At 60.9% G+C, this 21,163-nt stretch carries 18 protein-coding genes and 1 pseudogene; 12 read left to right on the forward strand and 7 right to left on the reverse strand.

Features of this window, described 5'->3' with window-relative positions:
- Positions 1–142 precede the first annotated feature (142 nt).
- Both M2401_RS15600 and M2401_RS15605 read left to right on the forward strand, forming a co-directional pair.
- Entirely contained in the window at positions 143–1,537 is a 1,395-nt protein-coding gene (locus M2401_RS15600; RefSeq protein ID WP_259104479.1) for an FAD-binding oxidoreductase, read from the forward strand.
- A gap of 17 nt (positions 1,538–1,554) precedes the next feature.
- Positions 1,555–2,220 carry a fumarylacetoacetate hydrolase family protein gene (locus M2401_RS15605; protein ID WP_259104190.1) on the forward strand — a complete coding sequence of 222 codons (666 nt, stop codon included), beginning with the start codon at positions 1,555–1,557 and terminating at the stop codon, positions 2,218–2,220.
- A 134-nt stretch (positions 2,221–2,354) separates the two neighbouring features.
- Here the strand turns inward: M2401_RS15605 and rpiA are convergent, their stop codons facing one another.
- Positions 2,355–3,026, reverse strand: a complete 672-nt coding sequence (gene rpiA, locus M2401_RS15610; protein WP_259104191.1) for a ribose-5-phosphate isomerase RpiA — start codon at positions 3,024–3,026, stop codon at positions 2,355–2,357.
- Between the two features lie 150 nt (positions 3,027–3,176).
- Here rpiA and ilvA point away from each other — a divergent pair, with 150 nt between their 5' ends.
- From ilvA to M2401_RS15630, 4 genes are all read left to right on the forward strand, one after another.
- The gene (ilvA, locus tag M2401_RS15615) at positions 3,177–4,691 is read left to right on the forward strand and encodes a threonine ammonia-lyase, biosynthetic (protein WP_259104192.1); all 1,515 of its coding nucleotides are present in this window, start codon (positions 3,177–3,179) and stop codon (positions 4,689–4,691) included.
- Positions 4,692–4,901: 210 nt separating this feature from the next.
- Positions 4,902–5,330: a DUF2269 domain-containing protein gene (locus M2401_RS15620; RefSeq protein ID WP_259104194.1), complete on the forward strand. Its 429-nt coding sequence runs from the start codon at positions 4,902–4,904 to the stop codon at positions 5,328–5,330.
- Positions 5,331–5,357: 27 nt separating this feature from the next.
- Positions 5,358–6,614: an SDR family oxidoreductase gene (locus M2401_RS15625; protein ID WP_259104195.1), complete on the forward strand. Its 1,257-nt coding sequence runs from the start codon at positions 5,358–5,360 to the stop codon at positions 6,612–6,614.
- Positions 6,611–7,078 carry a DUF2269 domain-containing protein gene (locus tag M2401_RS15630; protein WP_259104197.1) on the forward strand — a complete coding sequence of 156 codons (468 nt, stop codon included), beginning with the start codon at positions 6,611–6,613 and terminating at the stop codon, positions 7,076–7,078. The genes M2401_RS15625 and M2401_RS15630 overlap by 4 nt, the downstream gene beginning before the upstream one ends.
- Here M2401_RS15630 and M2401_RS15635 read toward each other — a convergent pair whose 3' ends face one another.
- Positions 7,079–7,735, reverse strand: coding sequence for an HAD family phosphatase (locus M2401_RS15635; RefSeq protein WP_259104199.1), 657 nt, complete (start codon positions 7,733–7,735; stop codon positions 7,079–7,081).
- 143 nt (positions 7,736–7,878) lie between these two features.
- Here M2401_RS15635 and M2401_RS15640 point away from each other — a divergent pair, with 143 nt between their 5' ends.
- A complete protein-coding gene (locus M2401_RS15640; protein ID WP_259104200.1) occupies positions 7,879–8,358 on the forward strand; it encodes an RNA pyrophosphohydrolase in 480 nt (159 codons plus the stop codon).
- Between the two features lie 21 nt (positions 8,359–8,379).
- Positions 8,380–10,659, forward strand: a complete 2,280-nt coding sequence (ptsP, locus tag M2401_RS15645; protein ID WP_259104202.1) for a phosphoenolpyruvate--protein phosphotransferase — start codon at positions 8,380–8,382, stop codon at positions 10,657–10,659.
- A 93-nt stretch (positions 10,660–10,752) separates the two neighbouring features.
- On the opposite strand, the gene M2401_RS15650 is transcribed toward ptsP, so the two are convergent.
- Positions 10,753–11,499: an NRDE family protein gene (locus M2401_RS15650; RefSeq protein ID WP_259104203.1), complete on the reverse strand. Its 747-nt coding sequence runs from the start codon at positions 11,497–11,499 to the stop codon at positions 10,753–10,755.
- 124 nt (positions 11,500–11,623) lie between these two features.
- Between M2401_RS15650 and M2401_RS15655 the strand changes: the two are divergent.
- The 3 genes and pseudogenes from M2401_RS15655 (at position 11,624) to M2401_RS15665 (ending at position 14,278) form a co-directional block, all read left to right on the forward strand.
- Positions 11,624–12,406: pseudogene (locus tag M2401_RS15655) on the forward strand (sulfite exporter TauE/SafE family protein).
- Between the two features lie 32 nt (positions 12,407–12,438).
- Entirely contained in the window at positions 12,439–13,254 is an 816-nt protein-coding gene (lgt, locus tag M2401_RS15660) for a prolipoprotein diacylglyceryl transferase (protein ID WP_259104204.1), read from the forward strand.
- 52 nt (positions 13,255–13,306) lie between these two features.
- Positions 13,307–14,278 (forward strand): thymidylate synthase, encoded by a 972-nt coding sequence (locus tag M2401_RS15665; RefSeq protein ID WP_259104205.1) that lies wholly within the window; start codon positions 13,307–13,309, stop codon positions 14,276–14,278.
- Positions 14,279–14,479: 201 nt separating this feature from the next.
- On the opposite strand, the gene cadR is transcribed toward M2401_RS15665, so the two are convergent.
- Complete coding sequence (gene cadR, locus M2401_RS15670) at positions 14,480–14,923, reverse strand: Cd(II)/Pb(II)-responsive transcriptional regulator (RefSeq protein ID WP_259104206.1); 444 nt, start codon at positions 14,921–14,923, stop codon at positions 14,480–14,482.
- A 266-nt stretch (positions 14,924–15,189) separates the two neighbouring features.
- Here cadR and M2401_RS15675 point away from each other — a divergent pair, with 266 nt between their 5' ends.
- The gene (locus M2401_RS15675; protein WP_259104480.1) at positions 15,190–17,310 is read left to right on the forward strand and encodes a heavy metal translocating P-type ATPase; all 2,121 of its coding nucleotides are present in this window, start codon (positions 15,190–15,192) and stop codon (positions 17,308–17,310) included.
- Positions 17,311–17,368: 58 nt separating this feature from the next.
- Here the strand turns inward: M2401_RS15675 and hutG are convergent, their stop codons facing one another.
- The 3 genes from hutG to hutH all read right to left on the reverse strand — a co-directional run bounded on the left by hutG (position 17,369) and on the right by hutH (position 21,123).
- Entirely contained in the window at positions 17,369–18,172 is an 804-nt protein-coding gene (gene hutG / locus M2401_RS15680) for an N-formylglutamate deformylase (protein ID WP_259104207.1), read from the reverse strand.
- Positions 18,173–18,182: 10 nt separating this feature from the next.
- The gene (hutI, locus tag M2401_RS15685) at positions 18,183–19,388 is read right to left on the reverse strand and encodes an imidazolonepropionase (RefSeq protein ID WP_259104208.1); all 1,206 of its coding nucleotides are present in this window, start codon (positions 19,386–19,388) and stop codon (positions 18,183–18,185) included.
- 202 nt (positions 19,389–19,590) lie between these two features.
- Entirely contained in the window at positions 19,591–21,123 is a 1,533-nt protein-coding gene (gene hutH / locus M2401_RS15690) for a histidine ammonia-lyase (RefSeq protein ID WP_259104209.1), read from the reverse strand.
- Positions 21,124–21,163: the final 40 nt, after the last annotated feature.

Consider the following 21,163-nt stretch of genomic DNA (forward strand, 5'->3'; position numbering starts at 1 on the left):
TCCCGAAGAAAATTGGCAGGGGCCCGGAGTGGCGCTGGCTCGACTCACGGGGGGCGTATGCTAGCATAAGCCCCCCGCGAAACCCCATTCCTGAACGTGAGCAGTTCTCAGGACGACCATGAATTATTCGAGAGCGCCGTCGATGATCCAGCCTGCCCTGTTAGATGAGCTGAAGACCCTGGTTGAGCCTGGCAAGGTTCTGACCGATGCCGACTCCCTGGTCTTCTATGGCAAGGATTACACCAAGCATTTCGCGCCAGCACCGGTCGCCATTGTCTTTCCGAAAACCACCGAACAGGTCCAGGCCATCGTCCTGTGGGCCAACAGGCATCACGTTGCCCTGGTGCCGTCCGGTGGTCGTACTGGCCTTTCCGCAGCTGCCGTGGCGGCGAATGGCGAGGTGGTGGTTTCATTCGACTATATGAACCAGATTCTCGATCTCAACCTCACGGATCGCACTGCTATCTGCCAGCCGGGCGTGGTGACCAAGCAGTTGCAGAACCTGGCTGAAGAAAACGGGCTGTATTACCCGGTGGACTTCGCTTCCTCGGGTTCAAGTCAGATTGGCGGCAATATCGGCACCAATGCTGGCGGGATCAAGGTTATTCGCTACGGCATGACCCGTAACTGGGTCGCTGGTCTGAAAGTGGTCACCGGCAAGGGCGATATCCTCGAGCTGAACAAAGACCTGATCAAGAACGCCACCGGCTACGACATGCGTCAGCTGTTCATCGGCGCCGAAGGCACCCTCGGTTTCGTCGTTGAGGCGACCATGCGCCTGGATCGTGCGCCCAAGAACCTGACCGCCATGGTTCTGGGTGTCGCCGATTTCAATTCCATCATGCCAGTGCTGCATGCCTTCCACGGCAAGCTGGACCTGACCGCGTTCGAGTTCTTCTCCGATAAATGCCTGGCCAAGGTCATGGCACGCGGCGACGTGCCTGCACCGTTCGCCACCGACTGCCCGTTCTATGCCTTGCTGGAGTTCGAGGCGACTACTGAAGAGGTGGCCAACGAAGCACTGGCGACTTTCGAGCACTGTGTGGAAGAAGGCTGGGTACTGGACGGCGTGATGAGCCAGAGCGAGCAGCAGCTACACAACCTGTGGAAACTGCGCGAGTTCATCTCGGAAACCATTTCCCACTTCACTCCGTACAAGAACGATATCTCGGTCACTGTATCGAAAGTTCCGGCATTTCTCGCCGAAGTGGACGCCATCGTCGGCAAACACTACCCGGACTTCGAAGTGGTCTGGTTCGGCCACATCGGCGACGGCAACCTGCACCTGAACATCCTCAAGCCGGAAAACATGGACAAGGATGAGTTCTTTGGCAAATGCGCCACGGTCAACAAGTGGGTGTTCGAGATCGTACAGAAGTACAACGGCTCGATTTCCGCCGAACATGGCGTCGGCATGACCAAGCGCAACTACCTTGAATACAGCCGTTCGCCGGTTGAAATCGAATACATGAAAGCGGTCAAGGCAGTGTTCGATCCAAATGGCATCATGAACCCCGGCAAAATTTTCGCGGTTTGACCCACAAGGACAGCGCCATGAGCTATCAACACAAATACGTCGACGGCACCACCATCCACTTTCCCTTGGGCAAAGTGGTGTGCATTGGCCGCAATTACGCCGAACACGCCAAGGAACTGGACAATCCGGTGCCGACCGAGCCGATCCTGTTCATTAAACCGGGCAGCTGCGTGGTGCCACTGGAAGGCGGTTTCAGCATTCCTGCTGACCGGGGTTCGGTGCATTACGAGGCGGAAATCGTCGTGCTGATCGGCAAGCCGCTGAGCAAGCATCCGTCCGAGGAAGAAGTGCTCGACGCCATCAGCGGTTACGCACCGGGCCTGGACCTGACCCTGCGTGACCTGCAGTCGAAGCTGAAAGAAAAGGGCCTGCCGTGGGAGCGCTGCAAGTCCTTCGACGGCGCGGCGGTCATTGCTCCGTTCATTTCGGCGGATACCTACACCGACCTGACCGATATCGCCATTCGCCTGACCATCAACGGCGAAGTGCGCCAGGACGGCAACAGCAGCCACATGCTCAACCCCATCGTGCCGATGATTCAGCACATGGCGGCGAACTTCTCGCTGCAGGCCGGTGACCTGATCATGACCGGTACGCCAGCGGGCGTTGGCCCGTTTGTATCAGGGGACGAGATCGTGCTGGAGCTGCCGGGGCATAGCCGGTTTGAGAGCCGGGTGCTCTAAACCCTTCGGCGTTTTTGTGGTGCACATTGTGGGAGCGGATTCATCCGCGAAAACGGTGGTTCAGACGATGAATGTAATATCGAATGTGCCGGCCTCTTCGCGGATGAATCCGCTCCCACATTGGTTTCAAACCCTTAGCGCTTAAGGGTCTTCACGCCTTCCGACGTCCCCAGCAACAGCAAATCCGCCGGACGCGCCGCGAACAGGCCGTTGGTCACCACGCCAACAATTGCGTTGATCTGGCTTTCCACCTCCACCGGATTGGTGATGTTCATGTTGAACACATCAAGGATGATATTGCCGTTGTCGGTGATCACGCCTTCGCGATAGACCGGGTCGCCGCCCAGTTTCACCAATTGGCGGGCAACGTGGCTGCGGGCCATGGGGATTACTTCGACCGGCAGCGGGAATGCACCCAGTACTGGCACCAGCTTGCTGCCATCGGCGATGCAAATGAAGGTTTTGGCCACGGCCGCGACGATTTTTTCGCGGGTCAGGGCTGCGCCGCCGCCCTTGATCAGGTTCAGGTTCGCGTCGCTTTCGTCAGCACCATCGATGTAAAACTCCAGGTCGCTGACCGTATTGAGCTCATACACCGGGATGCCATGGCCTTTGAGGCGGGCGGCGGTGGCTTCGGAACTGGCCACAGCGCCATCGAACGCACCCTTGTGCTTGGCCAGGGCGTCGATGAAACAGTTGGCAGTGGAGCCGGTGCCGACGCCGACGACGCTCTTGTCATCCAGCTTGGGCAGAATGAAGTCCACGGCGGCCTGGGCCACGGCTTGTTTGAGTTGATCCTGATTCATGGGGGCTCCACGGGTGCCGGGGTAGGGCGTGCAAAAAGGGCGGGCATTATAACGACATGACAGGCGCAAAGCCTTGTCATTCGTATGGTCGTCCATCCGGACGCGGGTTAGACTCGCGACCTTGCCCTCTTCGCCAGTGATGCTTTCCCGATGCTCGAACACTACGTCAAGAAAATCCTCACCTCCCGCGTCTATGACGTCGCCGTGGAAACCCCACTGCAAGGCGCCCGCCAATTGTCCGAGCGCCTGGGCAATCAGGTGCTGCTCAAGCGCGAAGACCTGCAACCGGTGTTCTCCTTCAAGATTCGCGGCGCCTATAACAAGCTGGCGCAGTTGAGCCCTGAGGACCTCGCCCGTGGCGTGGTCACGGCATCGGCGGGTAACCACGCACAAGGTCTGGCATTAGCGGCCAAGACGTTGGGCGTGAAAGCCACCATCGTGATGCCCAAGACCACCCCCGAGATCAAGGTCGAAGGCGTGCGTTCCCGTGGCGGCATCGTGGTGTTGCATGGCGATTCGTTCCCTGAGGCGCTGGCCTACTCGCTGAAGCTGGTCGAGGAACGCGGCTACGTCTATGTCCATCCGTACGACGACCCCGACACCATCGCCGGGCAAGGCACCGTGGCCATGGAAATTCTTCGTCAGCATCAGGGCCGCCTCGACGCGATCTTTGTGCCGGTGGGTGGCGGCGGCCTGATCGCGGGCATTGCGGCGTACGTGAAGTACCTGCGTCCGGAAATCAAAGTGATCGGCGTCGAGCCCGACGACTCCAATTGCCTGCAGCAAGCCATGGCCTACGGCGAGCGCGTGGTATTGCAGCAAGTCGGGCTGTTCGCTGACGGCGTCGCGGTGGCGCAGATCGGTAAGCATACCTTTGATATCTGCCAGCACTATGTTGATGAAGTGATCACTGTCAGTACCGACGAGATCTGTGCAGCCATCAAGGATATCTACGACGATACCCGCTCGATCACCGAGCCTGCCGGCGCTCTGGGCGTGGCCGGGATCAAGAAGTACACCGAGCAGTACGGTATCAGCGGCCAGACCCTGGTAGCCATCGACTCCGGCGCCAACGTCAACTTCGACCGCCTGCGCCACGTCGCCGAGCGCGCCGAGCTGGGTGAAGGCCGCGAAGCCATTATTGCCGTGACCATTCCCGAACAGCCGGGCAGCTTCAAGGCGTTCTGCGAGGCGATCGGCAAACGCCAGATCACCGAGTTCAACTACCGCTACCACACCGACCGCGAAGCCCACATTTTCGTTGGCGTGCAGACTCATCCGGACACCGACCCGCGCAGTGCGCTGATCTCAAGCCTGACTGAGCAAGGCTTCCCGGTGGTGGACCTGACCGATAACGAACTGGCCAAGCTGCATATCCGCCATATGGTCGGCGGCCATGCCGAGCGTGTCAGTGACGAAGTGGTGCTGCGCTTTGAGTTCCCCGAGCGGCCGGGCGCCTTGTTCAACTTCCTGAATAAACTGGGCGGGCGCTGGACCATCTCGATGTTCCACTACCGCAACCATGGCGCGGCGGATGGCCGGGTGGTGGCAGGGTTGGTGGTGCCGGAAGACGAGCGCGACCTCATCCCGGCGGCATTGGCGGAGATTGGCTACCCGTACTGGGATGAGAGCGAGAATCCGGCGTATCGGCTTTTCCTGGGTTAAAAAAATGCCAGGTGTGGACTATGGAGGCGAATCCTGTGGGAGCGAATTCATTCGCGAAGGGGCCGGAACATTCACCACCCCGTCGTCGTCTGAAATACCGCTTTCGCGAATGAATTCGCTCCCACAGAATTCCCTCCCATACGGTTCCCCCAGTGAGCTAGCCGAATGGACTGCTAGGCTTTAAACGCGCCCTTCAAGGAATACCTCACGATGGAACACTTCGCTGCGCTAAAAATCCTCCACGTCGTAGCGACCGCGCTTCTGCTGTTGAGCGCGCTGGTTTTGGCCGGTTGGCTGATCAAGGGTCGCCGGGCCGGTGACCTGACCATTCAGAACCGCCTCGTCCTGCGGCCTTGGCTATTCGTCTGGATTCTAATGGCGGTATGCCTGGTGGTTTTACCGGTCAGTGGCTGGTATCTGGTGCATGGCGCCGGTTGGCCGTTGGGGCAGACCTGGCTGCTGGCGGCCAGTGTGCTGTATATCTTGGGTGCCTTGAACTGGACCTGGCTGGTGGTCAGGCTCAATCGCCTGCGCCGTCCGGTGATTGTAGGCAATCCGAAATTTACCCTGGCGCTGGCGATATTCAGTGCCATCTGTTTTATCGCCATTGCCGGTCTGATGGGTGCCAAGCCCATCTGATTACCCGACGTTCTCGCAAGGAAAGCCATGAAGATAGTGGTGGTCGGCGCTACGGGATTCGTCGGGCGCCATATCCTCGACGCCTTGAGTGCGGCAGGTCATCAGGTGATCGCCACCAGTCGCAGTCGTCAGGGGCGCCTGCTGCCCAATGTTGAATGGCAAGTGCTGGATCTGGATATCCTCGCCAGCGTACCGGATCACTTCGCCATGCCAGCCGATGCGGACTTGCTGATCAATGCAGCCGGGCTGTTGAGTGTCGATGAGCAGGCGCTGCGACTGACTCAGGACCAAGGCACTCGGGCGTTGTTTGATCTGGCTGCGGCACAGGGGCTGCGAGTGCTGCATATCTCGGCTCTCGGCGCAGGAGGGCAGCCAGACGTGCCGTTTCTCGCCAGCAAAGCCGCTGCCGACGACTATCTGTTGCAACTGGGTATTGCTGCCGTGGTGCTGCGCCCCTCGTTGCTGCTGGGGGCGGGCGGAGCGAGCAGCACCTGGCTGGCGCGGCTGTCGCCATGGCCGCTGATCCCGCTGCTGGATCGCAAGGCCCAGTTGCAGCCCCTGCATATCGATGACCTCACCGCTGCGGTACTGGCTCTGCTGCGCCATTGGCCGGAGCAATCCATGGTCCTGCCACTGGTGGGCTCGCAGCCCATGACCCTGGCGCAGTTGATCGATCAATTGCGTGCCTCCCAGGGCTGGCCGGTCGGGCGCTATATAAAGGTGCCTGCAAGGCTTGCCTCAATGGGCGCGCGGTTGGGTGAGCGCTTTGCCTGGCGGGCCTTGAATCGTCAAAGCCTGCTGATGGCGCAACGCGACAATCTGGCCGACCCTGAGGTATTGGCCTCGGTCTGCGGTTTGCGCTGTGCGCCCATCGAGGATCGTTTGACCGACTGGCCCATCGCCGCCCAGAGCGTGCAGCTGGCTATACGCCCGCTCTTGTTGGCAGTCATGGTGTTTATCTGGCTGGGCACCGCGTTTGTCTGCCTGTGGCCCGGTTACGACTGGGGCCTGCGCATCATGCGGGAAACCGGAATCAAAGGCTCCCTGGCTGATCTTGCGGTCATCGGCGGCTCGATCTGCGATGCGGTGCTGGGAGTTGGCCTGCTGCTCGGGCGTTGGCGCCGCCGTGCCTTGCAGGCGCAACTCGGGCTGATGGCCGCCTACACGCTATTTATCACCGTGGTGCTGCCCCACTACTGGTTCGACCCTTATGCGGCCGTCGCCAAGAACCTGGTGCTGATGGTCGCAACTCTCTGGCTTTTATGGACTGAACCGCGTCGATGAGTGCTTATCTGCTACTGAAAACCCTGCATATCCTGTCGTCCACGGTGCTGTTCGGCCTTGGCGCGGGCTCTGCCTATTACTCGCTGCGGGCCTGGCGTACCGGCAAGGTCGAGGTCATTGCGGTGACGTTCAAGCATTTGGTCTTCGCCGACTGGGCATTTACCACCACTACGGCCATCTTTCAGCCGTTGAGCGGCATCGGCCTGATTTATCTGGCTGGCTGGCCGCCCCAGCAGAGCTGGTTGATGTGGAGCGTGGGGCTCTATGTGCTGGCGGGGGTGTGCTGGCTGCCGGTGGTCTGGTTGCAGATCCAGGTCCACCGCATGGCTGATCAGGCCCTGGCGGCGGGAACACCGATGCCGATCAAGGCCGACCAGTACATGCGCTGGTGGTTTGCGCTGGGCTGGCCGGCCTTTCTGGCGTTTATTGCGATTTTCTATTTGATGGTCGCCAAGCCGACCTGATCAGTCGCGCAGGGACATTACCGGCCAGCCGCGTTTTTGCGCTTCGGCGCGCAGTTTTGGGTCCGGATCGACGGCCACCGGGTTGGCGACCTGCTCCAACAGTGGCAGGTCGTTCATCGAGTCGCTGTAGAAATAGCTGCCTTCGAGGTTAAAACCGCTTTCTTCCAGCCAGCGATTGAGCCGCGTCACCTTGCCTTCACGGAAGCAGGGTATATCGGTGGTGCGCCCGGTGTAGCGGCCATCGATCAGTTCGCATTCAGTGGCCAGCAGGGTGTCGATGCCGAGTTTTTCGACGATCGGCGCGGTGACGAAGCGGTTGGTGGCGGTGATGACCACCAGTTTGTCGCCAGCCTCGCGGTGTTGGGCGATCAACGCCAGGGCTTTGGGCAGCATCAAGGGGTCGATGCAGTCGCGCATGAAATCGCGGTGCCATTCGTCGAGTTGGGCCATTTCCGTGCGGCCGAGGATTTCCAGGCTGAAATTCAGGTAATCGGTCAGGTTCAGGGTCCCGGCCAGGTAATCTTCATAAAAGGCGTCGTTGCGGGCTTTGTAGGCGTCACCGTCGAGGATGCCGCGCTGGCACAGGTAATCGCCCCAGGCGTGGTCGCTGTCGCCGCCCAAAAGGGTGTTGTCAAGGTCGAATAAGGCCAGGCGCATGAAGTTACTCACTGAAATAGCTGAAAAAAGAGCACAAGAATACGGGGTTTTCGCCAGAACGCACATAAGGCCTATAAGGCTCGTTGCTGGGGTCACGATCTTTGTGGAACAATGCGGCGACATGCGTTTGCGAGGTTGTTGCCGTGATCGACCCCGATGGTTTCCGTCCTAATGTCGGGATTATTCTGACAAACGATGCCGGGCAGGTCTTATGGGCTCGGCGTATCAACCAAGATGCCTGGCAGTTTCCGCAAGGTGGGATCAACCCACAGGAGACGCCGGAAGACGCGCTTTACCGTGAATTGAACGAAGAAGTCGGACTTGAACGGCAAGATGTTGAAATTCTTGCCTGCACCCGTGGCTGGTTGCGCTATCGTCTGCCGCAACGACTGGTCAGGACTCACAGCCAACCGCTGTGTATCGGCCAGAAGCAAAAGTGGTTTCTCCTGCGCCTGATCTCCAGCGAGCAGCGGGTGCGGATGGATTTGACCGGTAAACCGGAGTTTGATGGCTGGCGTTGGGTCAGCTATTGGTATCCGTTGGGCCAGGTGGTGACATTCAAGCGCGAGGTGTATCGACGCGCACTCAAAGAGCTTGCCCCGCGCCTTTTAGCGCGCGACTGACACGGAGTTCGACCCCGAGCCATGCTCAATACGCTGCGCAAGATCGTCCAGGAAGTTAACTCCGCCAAGGATCTCAAGGCGGCGTTGGGGATTATTGTGTTACGCGTCAAAGAGGCCATGGGCAGCCAGGTCTGCTCGGTCTATTTGCTCGATCCCGAAAGCAATCGCTTTGTACTGATGGCCACCGAGGGCCTGAACAAGCGCTCCATCGGCAAGGTCAGCATGGCGCCGAACGAGGGCCTGGTCGGCCTGGTCGGTACCCGCGAAGAACCGCTGAACCTGGAAAACGCCGCTGATCACCCGCGTTATCGCTACTTTGCCGAGACCGGCGAGGAGCGTTTCGCGTCCTTCCTCGGTGCGCCGATCATCCACCACCGTCGTGTGGTGGGGGTTCTGGTCATCCAGCAGAAAGAGCGTCGCCAGTTCGACGAGGGCGAAGAAGCCTTCCTGGTGACCATGAGCGCCCAGTTGGCCGGGGTTATTGCCCACGCCGAGGCCACCGGTTCGATTCGCGGCCTGGGGCGTCAGGGCAAGGGCATTCAGGAAGCCAAGTTCGTCGGTGTCGCCGGTTCGCCCGGTGCTGCTGTCGGGGTGGCCCTGGTCATGCTGCCGCCTGCTGACCTTGAGGTGGTGCCGGACAAGTTCGTTACCGATATCGATGCCGAACTGGCGCTATTCCAGAACGCCCTGGAAGGGGTGCGCAACGACATGCGTACCCTGTCGGCAAAGCTTGCTACGCAATTGCGTCCTGAAGAGCGCGCGTTATTCGACGTTTATCTGATGATGCTCGACGATGCCTCCCTCGGCAGCGAAGTGACCAACGTCATCAAGACCGGCCAGTGGGCACAAGGCGCACTGCGTTCAGTGGTCACCGAGCACGTCAACCGCTTCGAACTGATGGACGACGCCTACCTGCGCGAGCGCGCCTCCGACGTCAAGGACCTGGGCCGCCGCCTGCTGGCTTATCTGCAGGAAGCCCGGCAGCAGACACTGGTCTACCCCGATAACACCATTCTGGTCAGTGAAGAGCTGTCGCCGGCCATGCTCGGCGAAGTACCGGAAGGCAAGCTGGCCGGTCTGGTTTCGGTGCTGGGTTCCGGCAACTCCCACGTAGCGATTCTGGCACGGGCCATGGGTATTCCAACGGTCATGGGTGCGGTGGACCTGCCGTATTCCAAGGTCGACGGCATCGAAATGATCGTCGATGGCTATCACGGGGAAGTCTTCACCAACCCCAGCGATGCCATGCGCAAGCAGTTCGCCAATGTGGTCGAGGAAGAGCGGCAACTGTCCCAGGGCCTCGACGCCCTGCGCGAACTGCCGTGCGTGACCCTCGACGGCCACCGCATGCCGCTCTGGGTCAACACCGGCTTGTTGGCGGATATCGCCCGGGCGCAACAGCGCGGCGCCGAGGGTGTCGGCCTGTATCGTACTGAAGTGCCGTTCATGATCAACCAGCGCTTTCCGAGCGAGAAGGAACAGCTGGCGATCTATCGCGAACAGCTGGCCGCCTTTCATCCACTGCCGGTGACCATGCGCAGCCTGGATATCGGTGGTGACAAGGCGCTGTCGTACTTCCCGATCAAGGAAGACAACCCGTTCCTCGGTTGGCGCGGTATCCGTGTGACCCTCGATCACCCGGAAATTTTCCTGGTGCAGACCCGGGCCATGCTCAAGGCCAGCGAAGGCCTGAACAACCTGCGCATCCTGCTGCCGATGATTTCCAGCACCCACGAAGTGGAAGAGGCCCTGCACCTGATCCACCGGGCCTGGGGTGAAGTGCGCGACGAAGGCACCGATGTGCCGATGCCGCCGGTCGGGGTGATGATCGAAGTGCCAGCAGCGGTCTATCAGACCCGTGATCTGGCGCGCCAGGTGGACTTCCTGTCGGTCGGATCCAACGACCTGACCCAATATTTACTGGCCGTGGACCGCAATAACCCACGGGTCGCCGACCTTTATGACTATCTGCACCCGGCCGTGCTGCAAGCCCTGCAGAACGTCGTGCGCGACGCTCACGCCGAAGGCAAGCCGGTGAGTATCTGCGGCGAAATGGCCGGTGATCCGGCGGCGGCAGTGCTGCTCATGGCCATGGGCTTCGACAGCCTGTCGATGAACGCCACCAACCTGCCGAAAGTGAAGTGGATGCTGCGCCAGATCAACCTGAGCAAGGCCAAGGAACTGCTGGCCCAGTTGATGACCAACGACAACCCGCAGGTCATCAGCAGCTCGCTGCAACTGGCCCTGCGCAACCTGGGGCTGTCGCGGATGATCAACCCGGCTTCGGTCAAGGGGCATTGATCTGTCTGGATGGGTAACATTCTGTGGGACCGGCTTTAGCCGGGAAGACGCCTTCCAGGCTAAAGCCGGTCCCACATTGTTCTCTGCCCGCCTTTAGATGTTCAGCTCTACCTCCCCCAACCGCCCGCCATACGGCCCGAAACTGCGTTCGATAATCCGTCGGTTGCCGTCGGCATTGACGATCACCACGGTACTGGCGCGGGTGCCGTAGTTGGGGCTGGCGATAAACACACTCGAAAGCAGGGTTTCCGTGGCGAGGCCGACACCGGTGTCGGGCAGTTCGGCGATGGGTGCCTGTTGGTGGTCACCGAGCATGGCCAGCAAGGCTTCGGGCTGCGGGTCATTTAGCTGTGAAGCTAGAGCGCTGCGGGCCTTGAGTAGCTTGGGCCAGGGGGTATCGAGGCCGGCATTGGACAGCCCATAAACGCCTTCGCTGAGCTGCCGGGGCAGGGGATCGCTGGCATTGAGGTAATGCAGGGTGTCGGCAGTGCCCACCAGCAGATTGAAGCCGCCGTATTCACTGGCGCGCCCGGCCACTTCCAGGAGAAATTCCGCCACCGGCTGCCCGCCGGTAAGAAACTGCGCCACCAGGTCGCCCCGGGAGCGTCGCCCCAGAGGCTGGCCGGGGTTGCGGATATTGGTCAGGGCGGCAAAGCGTCCGTCACCGCCCAGGCCCAGCCAGGTGCCACCGGCTTCCAGATCGCGCCCGGCATACACCTGCGGGGCATCGACCCATTGCGCCAGGGGCTGGGTCGGGCGTGCATAGAACTCATCACGGTTGGCCGCGACGATCAGGGGCTGGGAATGGGACGGTCGCCAGGCAAAAACGATAAGGCACATGCAGGCTCCTCGAATTTCTACGTTTTTCCCCACTCTACGCACCCTGTTCACAGACATCCATCGCGCGCTGCTAGAGCAGAGGCCGCTGCTCCGGTAACATGCCGGACTGATTTCGGGGACCTTCATGGAATTTCTGCTCTATCTGGTGCTGGGCGGCTTTGCTGGCGTGCTGGCCGGGCTGTTTGGCGTGGGCGGCGGGATCATTATCGTGCCGGTGCTGGTGTTCAGCTTTACCGCGCAGGGTTTTGACGCTGAAGTCTTGACCCACCTGGCCGTCGGCACGTCGCTTGCGACAATAGTCTTCACCTCGATCAATTCGGTGCGCGCCCATCACAGTGTCGGTGCGGTGCGCTGGGCGGTGTTTGCCTAGCTGACCGTTGGCATCGTGTTGGGCAGTGGCCTGGGTACCCTGACGGCCAGTTATATTGCCGGGCCGCACCTGCAGAAGATCATCGGTGTGTTTGCCCTGCTGGTCTCGGCACAGATGGCCCTGGACCTCAAGCCCAAGGCGCGCCGTGAGATCCCCGGCAAGCCTGGCCTGACCCTGGCGGGGCTGGTGATCGGCTGGGCCTCGGCGATTTTCGGCATCGGCGGCGGCTCGCTGACCGTGCCGTTCCTGACCTGGCGTAGCCTGAGCATGCAACAGGCGGTAGCAACTTCGGCGGCTTGTGGCTTTCCCATCGCCGTGGCAAGTACATTAAGTTTCATGATTCTGGGCTGGCATGATCCTTTGTTGCCCCCGCATAGTTTGGGTTTCGTTTATTTGCCGGCACTGCTCGGCATCGCCCTGACCAGTATGTTTTTCGCCCGTTTCGGCGCTCGCCTGGCACACAAGCTGTCGCCGCGCCTGCTGAAACGGCTGTTCGCCGCGCTGCTGTTCTGCGTGGGTCTCAATTTTCTGCTTTAGGTGCCTTCGGGCGCTTCACATGAGGAGTCGCAATGCTGCCTTACCCGCAGATTGATCCCGTCGCGGTCGCCATTGGCCCGCTGCAAATTCACTGGTACGGCCTGATGTACCTGGTCGGTATCGGCGGCGCATGGCTGCTGGCGTCGCGGCGGCTCAACCGCTTCGATCCGACCTGGACCAAGGAAAAACTTTCCGACCTGATCTTCTGGCTGGCCATGGGCGTGATCGTCGGTGGCCGCCTGGGCTACGTGCTGTTCTACGATCTGCCGGTGTACATCGCCAACCCGACGCTGATCTTCCAGGTCTGGAAGGGTGGCATGGCTTTCCACGGTGGCTTTGTCGGCGTGATGCTGGCGGCCTGGTGGTTCGGCAGACGCAATGGCAAGACCTTCTTCGAACTGATGGACTTTATCGCGCCGATGGTGCCGATCGGCCTGGGTGCCGGGCGTATCGGTAACTTCATCAATGCCGAGTTGTGGGGCAAGCCGAGCGACGTGCCATGGGCCATGGTCTTCCCGCCGTTCAGCGACCCGGCGCAACTGCCGCGCCATCCGTCGCAGCTCTACCAGTTCGCCCTGGAAGGCGTGGCGCTGTTCGTGATTCTCTGGCTGTTCTCGCGCAAGCCACGGCCAACCATGGCGGTATCCGGCATGTTCGCGATGTTCTATGGGATCTTCCGGTTTATCGTCGAGTTCGTTCGCGTACCTGACGCTCAACTGGGCTACCTGGCCTGGGGCTGGGTCACCATGGGTCAGATTCTCAGCCTGCCGATGATCATCGGCGGTGCGGTACTGATCTGGCTGGCCTATCATCGCGCGCCTGCTGCCGGTCAAAAGGCAGCGGTCTAACAGCGAAACGCCGGGTAGGGCTACCCGGCGCGTTCTTCGATGCAGGTGATTTATGAAGCAATATCTGGAACTGGTCGCCCATGTGATCAAGCACGGCTCCGTGCAGACCAACCGCACCGGGGTGAACACCATCAGCTTCCCCGGCGCCATGCTGCGCTACGACTTGCAGGACGGTTTCCCGGCCATCACCACGCGCAAGCTGGCGTTCAAGTCGGCGATCGGCGAGATGGTCGGCTTTCTGCGCGGCAACAACAGCGCGGCAGACTTCCGCGCGCTGGGCTGCAAGGTCTGGGATCAGAACGCCAACGAAAACGCCCAGTGGCTGGACAACCCGTTCCGCAAGGGCGAGGACGACCTGGGCGAGATCTACGGCGTGCAATGGCGCAAGTGGCCCGCCTACAAGCGTATCGACACCAGCAACCCGGCGGCGATTGAACGGGCCATCAGCCAGGGCTACCAGCAGATTGCCCAGTCCGAGGAAGACGGCCAGGCCTACGTGGTGCTGTACAAGGCCATCGACCAGATTCGCCAGTGCGTGGACACCATCATCAAGGACCCGGGCAGCCGCCGGATCCTGTTCCACGGCTGGAACTGCGCGCAGCTCGATGAAATGGCCCTGCCGCCATGCCATCTGCTCTACCAGTTTCACCCGAACCCGCAGACCAGAGAAATTTCGTTGACGCTGTACATCCGCTCCAACGATCTGGGCTTGGGCACGCCGTTCAACCTTACCGAAGGCGCTGCGCTGCTCAGCCTGATCGGCCGCCTGACCGGCTACACGCCGCGCTGGTTCACCTATTTCATCGGCGATGCGCATATCTACGAGAACCATCTGGATATGCTCAACGAACAGCTCAAGCGCGAGCCGTTCCCGTCGCCGAAGCTGGTGATTTCCGATCGTGTGCCGGAGTTTGCCAGGACTGGCGTGTATCAGCCTGAGTGGCTGGAGCTGATCGAGCCATCGGACTTCAGTCTGCAAGGCTACGAGCACCATGCGCCGATGACGGCGCCGATGGCTGTATAAGCGCTGGCGTTACAGGCAAGAATGGTGGGAGCGAATTCTGCGGGGGCGAACTCAGTGGAAGTGAATTCTGTGGGAGCGAATTCATTCGCGAAGAGGCCGGTACATTCAATCCATCTTCAGCGTCTGAACTACAGTCTTCGCGAATGAATTCGCTCCCACAGAATCAGCCGCCACAGAATCATTAGCTCAGATTCCTCCCCCTCAATGCCCGTGACTACGCCCTACATGTGAAGGCTCGCCTTCGGGCGCTGCGACCCCGCCGCTGGCCTCCAGCCGATCCAGAATCCCGCAATGATCCGCCGCGTCGCCGCAACGCTCGCGCAGGTCGAGCAGCTGTTGCTGCAAGGCTTGCAGGCTGGTGATGCGGGCGTTGACGTGTTCGATATGCTCGTCGATCAGCGCATTGATGCTCTCGCATTGATCCTGGGGGCTGTCGCGCAGGTTGAGCAGGCTGCGGATCTCATCCAGGGTCATGTCCAGGCTGCGACAGTTGCGGATAAAAGTCAGGCGCTCGACGTGGGCCTGGGTGTACAGCCGGTAATTGCCATCGCTGCGCGCCGGGGCCGGGAGCAGGCCTTCTCGCTCGTAATAGCGGATGGTTTCTACCTGGGCGTCGGTCAGTTTTGCCAGTTCACCAATTTTCATGAGCATCAATCTCGTTTGAGTGCTTGACCCTGAAGTGGCTACAGGGTGTTCACTTGACCTCAAGCAAGTCAAGGGGTCCGTTCATGGAACACAAGGCACATACACATTCAACGCATGATCACACCGATCACGATCACGATCACGATCACGATCACGATCACGATCACGATCACGATCACGATCACGGCCATGGCAAGCTCACGCCGGTAAAGGCCTGTGGCTCTCACGCCCATAGCTGCTGCGCGCCTGAAGCTGCGCCAGCGACTGTGACCTTGAGCGAGCCGGTAGCTGGCGCGCAGTTCAGCCGTTTCCGTATCGAAGCGATGGATTGTCCTACCGAGCAGACGCTGATCCAGAACAAGCTCGGCAAGATGACGGGCGTGCAGAAGCTCGAATTCAATCTGATCAACCGCTTGCTGGGCGTCTGGCACGAACTGCCGTCGCCGACGCTGATCAGCGAAGCCATCGGCACCCTGGGCATGCAGGCCGATCTGCTGGAAGAGGGTGTAGATGCACCCGACGCGCCCGCACCGGTTGCCAAGCATTGGTGGCCATTGGCGTTGTCGGGTGTGGCTGCCGTGTCTGCGGAGGTGATTCATTTCACCCAACTGGCACCCAACTGGGTCGTGGCACTGGTCGCTCTGGTGGCAATCCTCAGTGGTGGTTTGAGTACCTATAAAAAGGGCTGGATCGCCCTGAAAAACCTCAATCTGAATATCAATGCCCTGATGAGCATCGCCGTCACCGGCGCCGTGCTGATCGGGCAATGGCCGGAAGCGGCCATGGTGATGTTCCTGTTTACCGTGGCCGAACTGATTGAAGCCAAGTCCCTCGACCGTGCACGCAATGCCATCAGCGGTCTGATGCAGCTTGCGCCGGAGCTGGCAACAGTCCGTCAGGCTGACGGCAGCTGGCTGGAACGTGAAGTTAAAGGCATCGAACTGGGCGCGATGGTGCGGATCAAGCCCGGCGAGCGTGTGGGCCTGGATGGTGAGGTGGTCGAGGGCCATTCGACCATCGATCAGGCACCGATTACCGGGGAAAGCCTGCCGGTGGAAAAGGGCGTGGGCGACAAGGTATTTGCCGGGACCATCAACCAGTCCGGCTCCCTTGAGTACAGGGTGACGGCGGCTGCCAGTCAATCGACCCTGGCGCGAATCATTCATGCGGTAGAAGCTGCGCAAGGTGCGCGGGCGCCGACCCAGCGCTTTGTCGACAGCTTCTCGCGGATCTACACCCCGGCGGTCTTCCTGATTGCCCTCGCCATGGCACTGATTCCGCCGTTGTTCATGGGCGCCGCCTGGTTTGACTGGATCTACCGGGCGCTGGTGCTGCTGGTGGTGGCCTGCCCTTGTGCCTTGGTGATTTCCACACCCGTTAGTATCGTCAGCGGCCTGGCGGCTGCGGCGAGAAAGGGCATTCTGATCAAGGGCGGCGTGTATCTGGAGATGGGTCGCAAGCTCGACTACCTGGCCCTGGACAAGACCGGCACCATCACCCACGGCAAACCGGTGCAGACCGATTTCGTCGTGCTCAACCCGGCCTTTGCCGAGCAAGCGGCGACGTTAGCGGCGAGCCTGGGTGGGCGTTCAGATCACCCGGTGTCTCTGGCGATTGCCAAGGCCAATGAAGGCGGGGTGGCCCATGAAGTCGCCAACTTCGAAGCGCTGACCGGTCGTGGCGTGCGCGGCGATATCGACGGCGTGACCTATCACCTGGGCAACCATCGCCTGGTGGAAGAGCTGAAGCTGTGTTCGCTGGAGTTGGAAGCGCGTCTGGACGTGCTGGAGCGTCAGGGCAAGACCGTGGTGTTGTTGCTGGATGCGTCGGGTCCGCTGGCGCTGTTCGCCGTGGCCGATACGGTCAAGGACAGTAGTCGCGAAGCCATCGAACAGCTGCATGCCATGGGTATCAAGACCTTGATGCTCACCGGCGATAACCCGCACACCGCCAATGCGATTGCCGCCCAAGTGGGTATCGATCAGGCCAAGGGCGATCTGTTGCCGGTGGACAAGCTGCAAGCCATCGAAGCGCTGTACGCCCAGGGGCATCGTGTCGGTATGGTCGGTGACGGTATCAACGACGCGCCGGCACTGGCTCGATCCGAGATTGGTTTCGCCATGGCGGCGGCAGGCACCGATACGGCTATCGAAACCGCCGATGTCGCCCTGATGGACGATGATCTGCGCAAGATCCCGGCGTTTATCCGCCTGTCCCGCGATACTTCGGCGGTGCTGATGCAGAACATCACCCTGGCGTTGGTGATCAAGGTGGTGTTCCTGGTGATGACCTTTGCCGGGACCGCGACCATGTGGATGGCGGTGTTTGCCGATATGGGCGTGAGTTTGCTGGTGGTGTTTAACGGGTTGCGGTTGTTGAAGAAATAACGGCGTTTGGGAACCTTGTGGGACCGGCTAAAGCCGGTCCCACAGATTCACACGGGTGCTATCGAGGGTATTTTTCCTGGCCCCACGCAATAAAGGTCTGCAGCAACTTCTTCAGCACCTCCCGGGTTGGCGCGGCCAGGTCCGGGCGGTAGTTGAACGGGGCGAACTCTTCCATGTAGGTGCTTTGCGTCAGCTCCAGTTGCACGGCGTGGATATGGTTGGCCGGGTCGCCGTAGTGGCGGGTGATATGGCCGCCCTTGAAGCGCCCGTTCAGCACATGGCTGTAGGCACTGGCTTGGGCGCAGGTGGCTTCCAGGCGGCGGGCCAGTTCGGCGTCGCAGCTGGCGCCGTTGAAGGTGCCGAGGTTGAAGTCGGGCAGGCGACCTTCGAACAGATGGGGGATATGCCCGCGAATCGAGTGGGCATCGAACAGCAGGGCATAGCCGAACTCATCGCGCAGCCGTGTCAGTTCCTGTTGCAGGGTGTCGTGGTACGGCGTCCAGATCTCGGCCAGATACCGGGCGCGCTCTTCGGCGCTCGGTGCCTGGCCGTCCTTGAACAGCGGCACGCCATCGAACAGAATCGACGGGAACAGCCCGGTGGTGGCGCCTGCGTACAGCGGCTTGTCGTCGGACGGGCGATTGAGGTCGATGACAAAGCGCGAGTACTCGGCGGCCAGCGTGCTGGCACCCAGCTCGGCGGCGAAGTCGTAGAGCTGGGGGATATGCCAGTCGGTATCCGAGAGACCGAGGGCATCGTCGACCAGACCGTCCGCGACCGCCGGGGTCAGGCGCAGGCCGGGGTGGGGCATGCTGATCAACAGCGGCACGCTGCCGCGCTGGAATGTCAGAACGTTATCCACAGGGTTCTCCTTAAATCAGTGATTCAACGCCGTGGCGGACGATGCGCTTGTCCAGATCACCGCCCAGCCAGTAGGCCAGATCGGCCGGCCGATCGATATTCCAGGCGACGAAATCGGCGACCTTGCCCGCTTCCAGCGAGCCATGAGTGTGCGCCATGCCCAAGGCCTGCGCTGCATGGAGGGTGACGCCAGCCAGGGCTTCTTCGGGCGTCATGCGGAATAGGGTGCAAGCCATGTTCAGCATCAGGCGCAAAGACAGGCCAGGCGAAGTGCCGGGGTTAAGGTCGGTGGAAATGGCAATCTTCACGCCATGTTTGCGCAGGGCATCCATGGGAGGCAGCTGGGTTTCCCGGAGGAAGTAAAACGCTCCCGGCAGCAACACCGCGACCGTCCCGGCAGCGCCCATGGCGATGGCGTCATCTTCGGTCATGAACTCCAGATGATCTGCCGACAGCGCCTGATAGCGCGCTGCCAGGCTTGACCCTGCCAGCGACGACAGCTGTTCGGCGTGCAGCTTCACCGGCAGCTCCAGCTCATGGGCGCGAATAAACAGCTTTTCGACCTGGGCCGGGGAAAAGGCCAGGTACTCGCAGAACGCATCCACGGCATCGACCAGCCCTTCGGCGGCCAGGGCCGGAAGCATTTCGTCGCAGATATGCTGGATATAGTCGTCGGCACGGTTGGCGTATTCCGGCGGCAGGGCGTGGGCCGCCAGGCAGGTGGCGCGCACGCTGACCGGCAGGCTTGCGCCCAGGCGGCGGATGACGCGCAGGGTCTTGCGTTCGTTTTCCAGGTCCAGGCCGTAGCCGGATTTCATCTCCACCGTGGTCACGCCGTCCTTGAGCAACTGCTTGAGGCGGCGTTCGGCGCTGGCGAACAGTTCATCTTCAGTGGCGGCGCGGGTAGCGCGCACGGTGCTGGCAATACCACCACCGGCAGCGGCGATCTCGGCATAGCTCACGCCTTGAAGGCGCTGCTCGAACTCGCCGCTGCGATTGCCGCCGAATACCGTGTGAGTGTGGCAGTCGATCAGCCCCGGCGTGACCCAGGCACCGTTCAGGTCAACGATCTGATCAAAATCCGTAGCGGTTAGCTCCGACTGCGGGCCGATCCACTCGATCAGCGTGCCCGAGGTGACGATTGCCGCGCTCTCGATGATCGAATAAGTGCCCTGCGCCATGGTTGCGGCGTGACAGTGTTGCCAGAGGGTTTTCATTCGGGGGCTCCAGAAAAGGTTATGGCCAATGTGATAGCCAATCCTGTGGGACTGAATTTTGTTGAGGCGAATTCTGTGGGAGCGAATTCATTCGCGAAGAGGCCAGTACATTCGACGCATGCATATCGCTGGTCAGACCGCTTTCGCGAATGAATTCGCTCCCACATCAAGCATTCATATATGCCGGGTCAGATTGTGATCATTACAGGCTCGGCAACACACCCGCCGGCACCAGCTCATTCAGGCACGCCGAAGACAGCAGCTCACTGGCCGCTTCGATATCCGGTGCAAAGAAGCGGTCCTTGTCATAGTGCGCCACCTTGTCACGCAGGGTAGTGCGGGCTTTTTCAAGTTTGACTGAGGTCTTCAGGCCATTACGCAGGTCCAGGCCCTGGCAGGCTGCCAGCCATTCCACGGCGAGAATACCGCGAGTGTTTTCCGCCATTTCCCACAGACGTTTACCCGCAGCTGGCGCCATGGAGACGTGGTCTTCCTGGTTGGCCGACGTCGGCAGGCTGTCGACGCTGTGCGGATGCGACAGCGCCTTGTTTTCACTGGCCAGGGCCGCAGCCGTAACCTGGGCGATCATGAAGCCGGAGTTGACCCCGCCATTGGCCACCAGGAATGGCGGCAGTTGCGACATGTGCTTGTCCATCATCAGCGAGATACGGCGTTCGCTCAGAGAACCGATTTCCGCCAGGGCAAGGGCGAGGTTGTCGGCAGCCATGGCGACAGGTTCTGCGTGGAAGTTGCCGCCGGAGATCACTTCGTTTTCTGCAGCGAATACCAGCGGGTTGTCGGATACCGCGTTGGCTTCCACTGACAGCACTTCAGCAGCCTGGCGCAATTGGGTCAGGCAAGCGCCCATGACTTGCGGCTGGCAGCGCAGGGAGTAGGGGTCCTGAACCTTGTCGCAATCACGGTGAGAGTCGGAGACTTCGCTGCTCTCGCCCAGCAGCTCGCGATAGCAGGCGGCGGCATCGATCTGGCCGCGCTGGCCACGGGCGGCATGGATGCGCGCATCGAACGGCGAACGCGAGCCGAGCACGGCTTCCACGGTCAGGGCGCCGCAGGACAGCGCGGCAGCGAACAGGTCTTCACCTTCGAACAGGCCACGCAGGGCATAGGCGGTGGACACCTGGGTGCCGTTGAGCAGTGCCAGGCCCTCCTTGGCCGCCAGGGTCAGGGGCTTGAGACCAGCCACGGCGAGGGCATCGACGGCATTCAGCCATTTGCCCTTGTGGCGAGCCTTGCCTTCACCCAGCAGCACCAACGACATGTGCGCCAATGGCGCGAGGTCGCCGGAAGCGCCCACGGAACCCTTGAGCGGAATGTGCGGATACACCTGGGCATTGATCAGCGCGATCAGAGCATCGATCACCACCCGGCGAATCCCGGAGAAGCCGCGGCTCAGGCTGTTGACCTTGAGCACCATGATCAGACGCACCAGCTCATCGCTGATCGGCACGCCGACACCGGCGGCATGGGACAGCACCAGGGAGCGTTGCAGGTTTTCCAGGTCGGCGCTGGCGATGCGGGTCGATGCCAGCAGGCCGAAGCCAGTGTTGATGCCGTAGGCGGTGCGGTTCTCGGCCAGGATCTGCTCGACGCAGGCCACGCTGTCTTTAATCTGTTGGTCGGCGCTGCCGTCCAGCTTCAGGGTCAGGGGCTGGAGGTAGATATCCCGCAGTTGGCTCAGGGTCAGTTGGCCTGGGATCAGATTCAGTTGGTTCACGTCGATACTCCTGGAAAATTGGCTGCCGCTGGCTCAGAGC

This window comes from Pseudomonas sp. JUb42 (genome assembly GCF_024807945.1).
Classification (GTDB): Bacteria; Pseudomonadota; Gammaproteobacteria; order Pseudomonadales; family Pseudomonadaceae; genus Aquipseudomonas.

Excerpts from the sequence above, each read along its gene's own strand:
- M2401_RS15600 (WP_259104479.1), top strand. The coding sequence starts at position 143 with ATGATCCAGCCTGCCCTGTTAGATGAGCTGAAGACCCTGGTTGAGCCT.
- M2401_RS15605 (WP_259104190.1), top strand. The coding sequence starts at position 1,555 with ATGAGCTATCAACACAAATACGTCGACGGCACCACCATCCACTTTCCC.
- rpiA (WP_259104191.1), bottom strand. The coding sequence starts at position 3,026 with ATGAATCAGGATCAACTCAAACAAGCCGTGGCCCAGGCCGCCGTGGAC.
- ilvA (WP_259104192.1), top strand. The coding sequence starts at position 3,177 with ATGCTCGAACACTACGTCAAGAAAATCCTCACCTCCCGCGTCTATGAC.
- M2401_RS15620 (WP_259104194.1), top strand. The coding sequence starts at position 4,902 with ATGGAACACTTCGCTGCGCTAAAAATCCTCCACGTCGTAGCGACCGCG.
- M2401_RS15625 (WP_259104195.1), top strand. The coding sequence starts at position 5,358 with ATGAAGATAGTGGTGGTCGGCGCTACGGGATTCGTCGGGCGCCATATC.
- M2401_RS15630 (WP_259104197.1), top strand. The coding sequence starts at position 6,611 with ATGAGTGCTTATCTGCTACTGAAAACCCTGCATATCCTGTCGTCCACG.
- M2401_RS15635 (WP_259104199.1), bottom strand. The coding sequence starts at position 7,735 with ATGCGCCTGGCCTTATTCGACCTTGACAACACCCTTTTGGGCGGCGAC.
- ptsP (WP_259104202.1), top strand. The coding sequence starts at position 8,380 with ATGCTCAATACGCTGCGCAAGATCGTCCAGGAAGTTAACTCCGCCAAG.
- M2401_RS15650 (WP_259104203.1), bottom strand. The coding sequence starts at position 11,499 with ATGTGCCTTATCGTTTTTGCCTGGCGACCGTCCCATTCCCAGCCCCTG.
- lgt (WP_259104204.1), top strand. The coding sequence starts at position 12,439 with ATGCTGCCTTACCCGCAGATTGATCCCGTCGCGGTCGCCATTGGCCCG.
- M2401_RS15665 (WP_259104205.1), top strand. The coding sequence starts at position 13,307 with ATGAAGCAATATCTGGAACTGGTCGCCCATGTGATCAAGCACGGCTCC.
- cadR (WP_259104206.1), bottom strand. The coding sequence starts at position 14,923 with ATGAAAATTGGTGAACTGGCAAAACTGACCGACGCCCAGGTAGAAACC.
- hutI (WP_259104208.1), bottom strand. The coding sequence starts at position 19,388 with ATGAAAACCCTCTGGCAACACTGTCACGCCGCAACCATGGCGCAGGGC.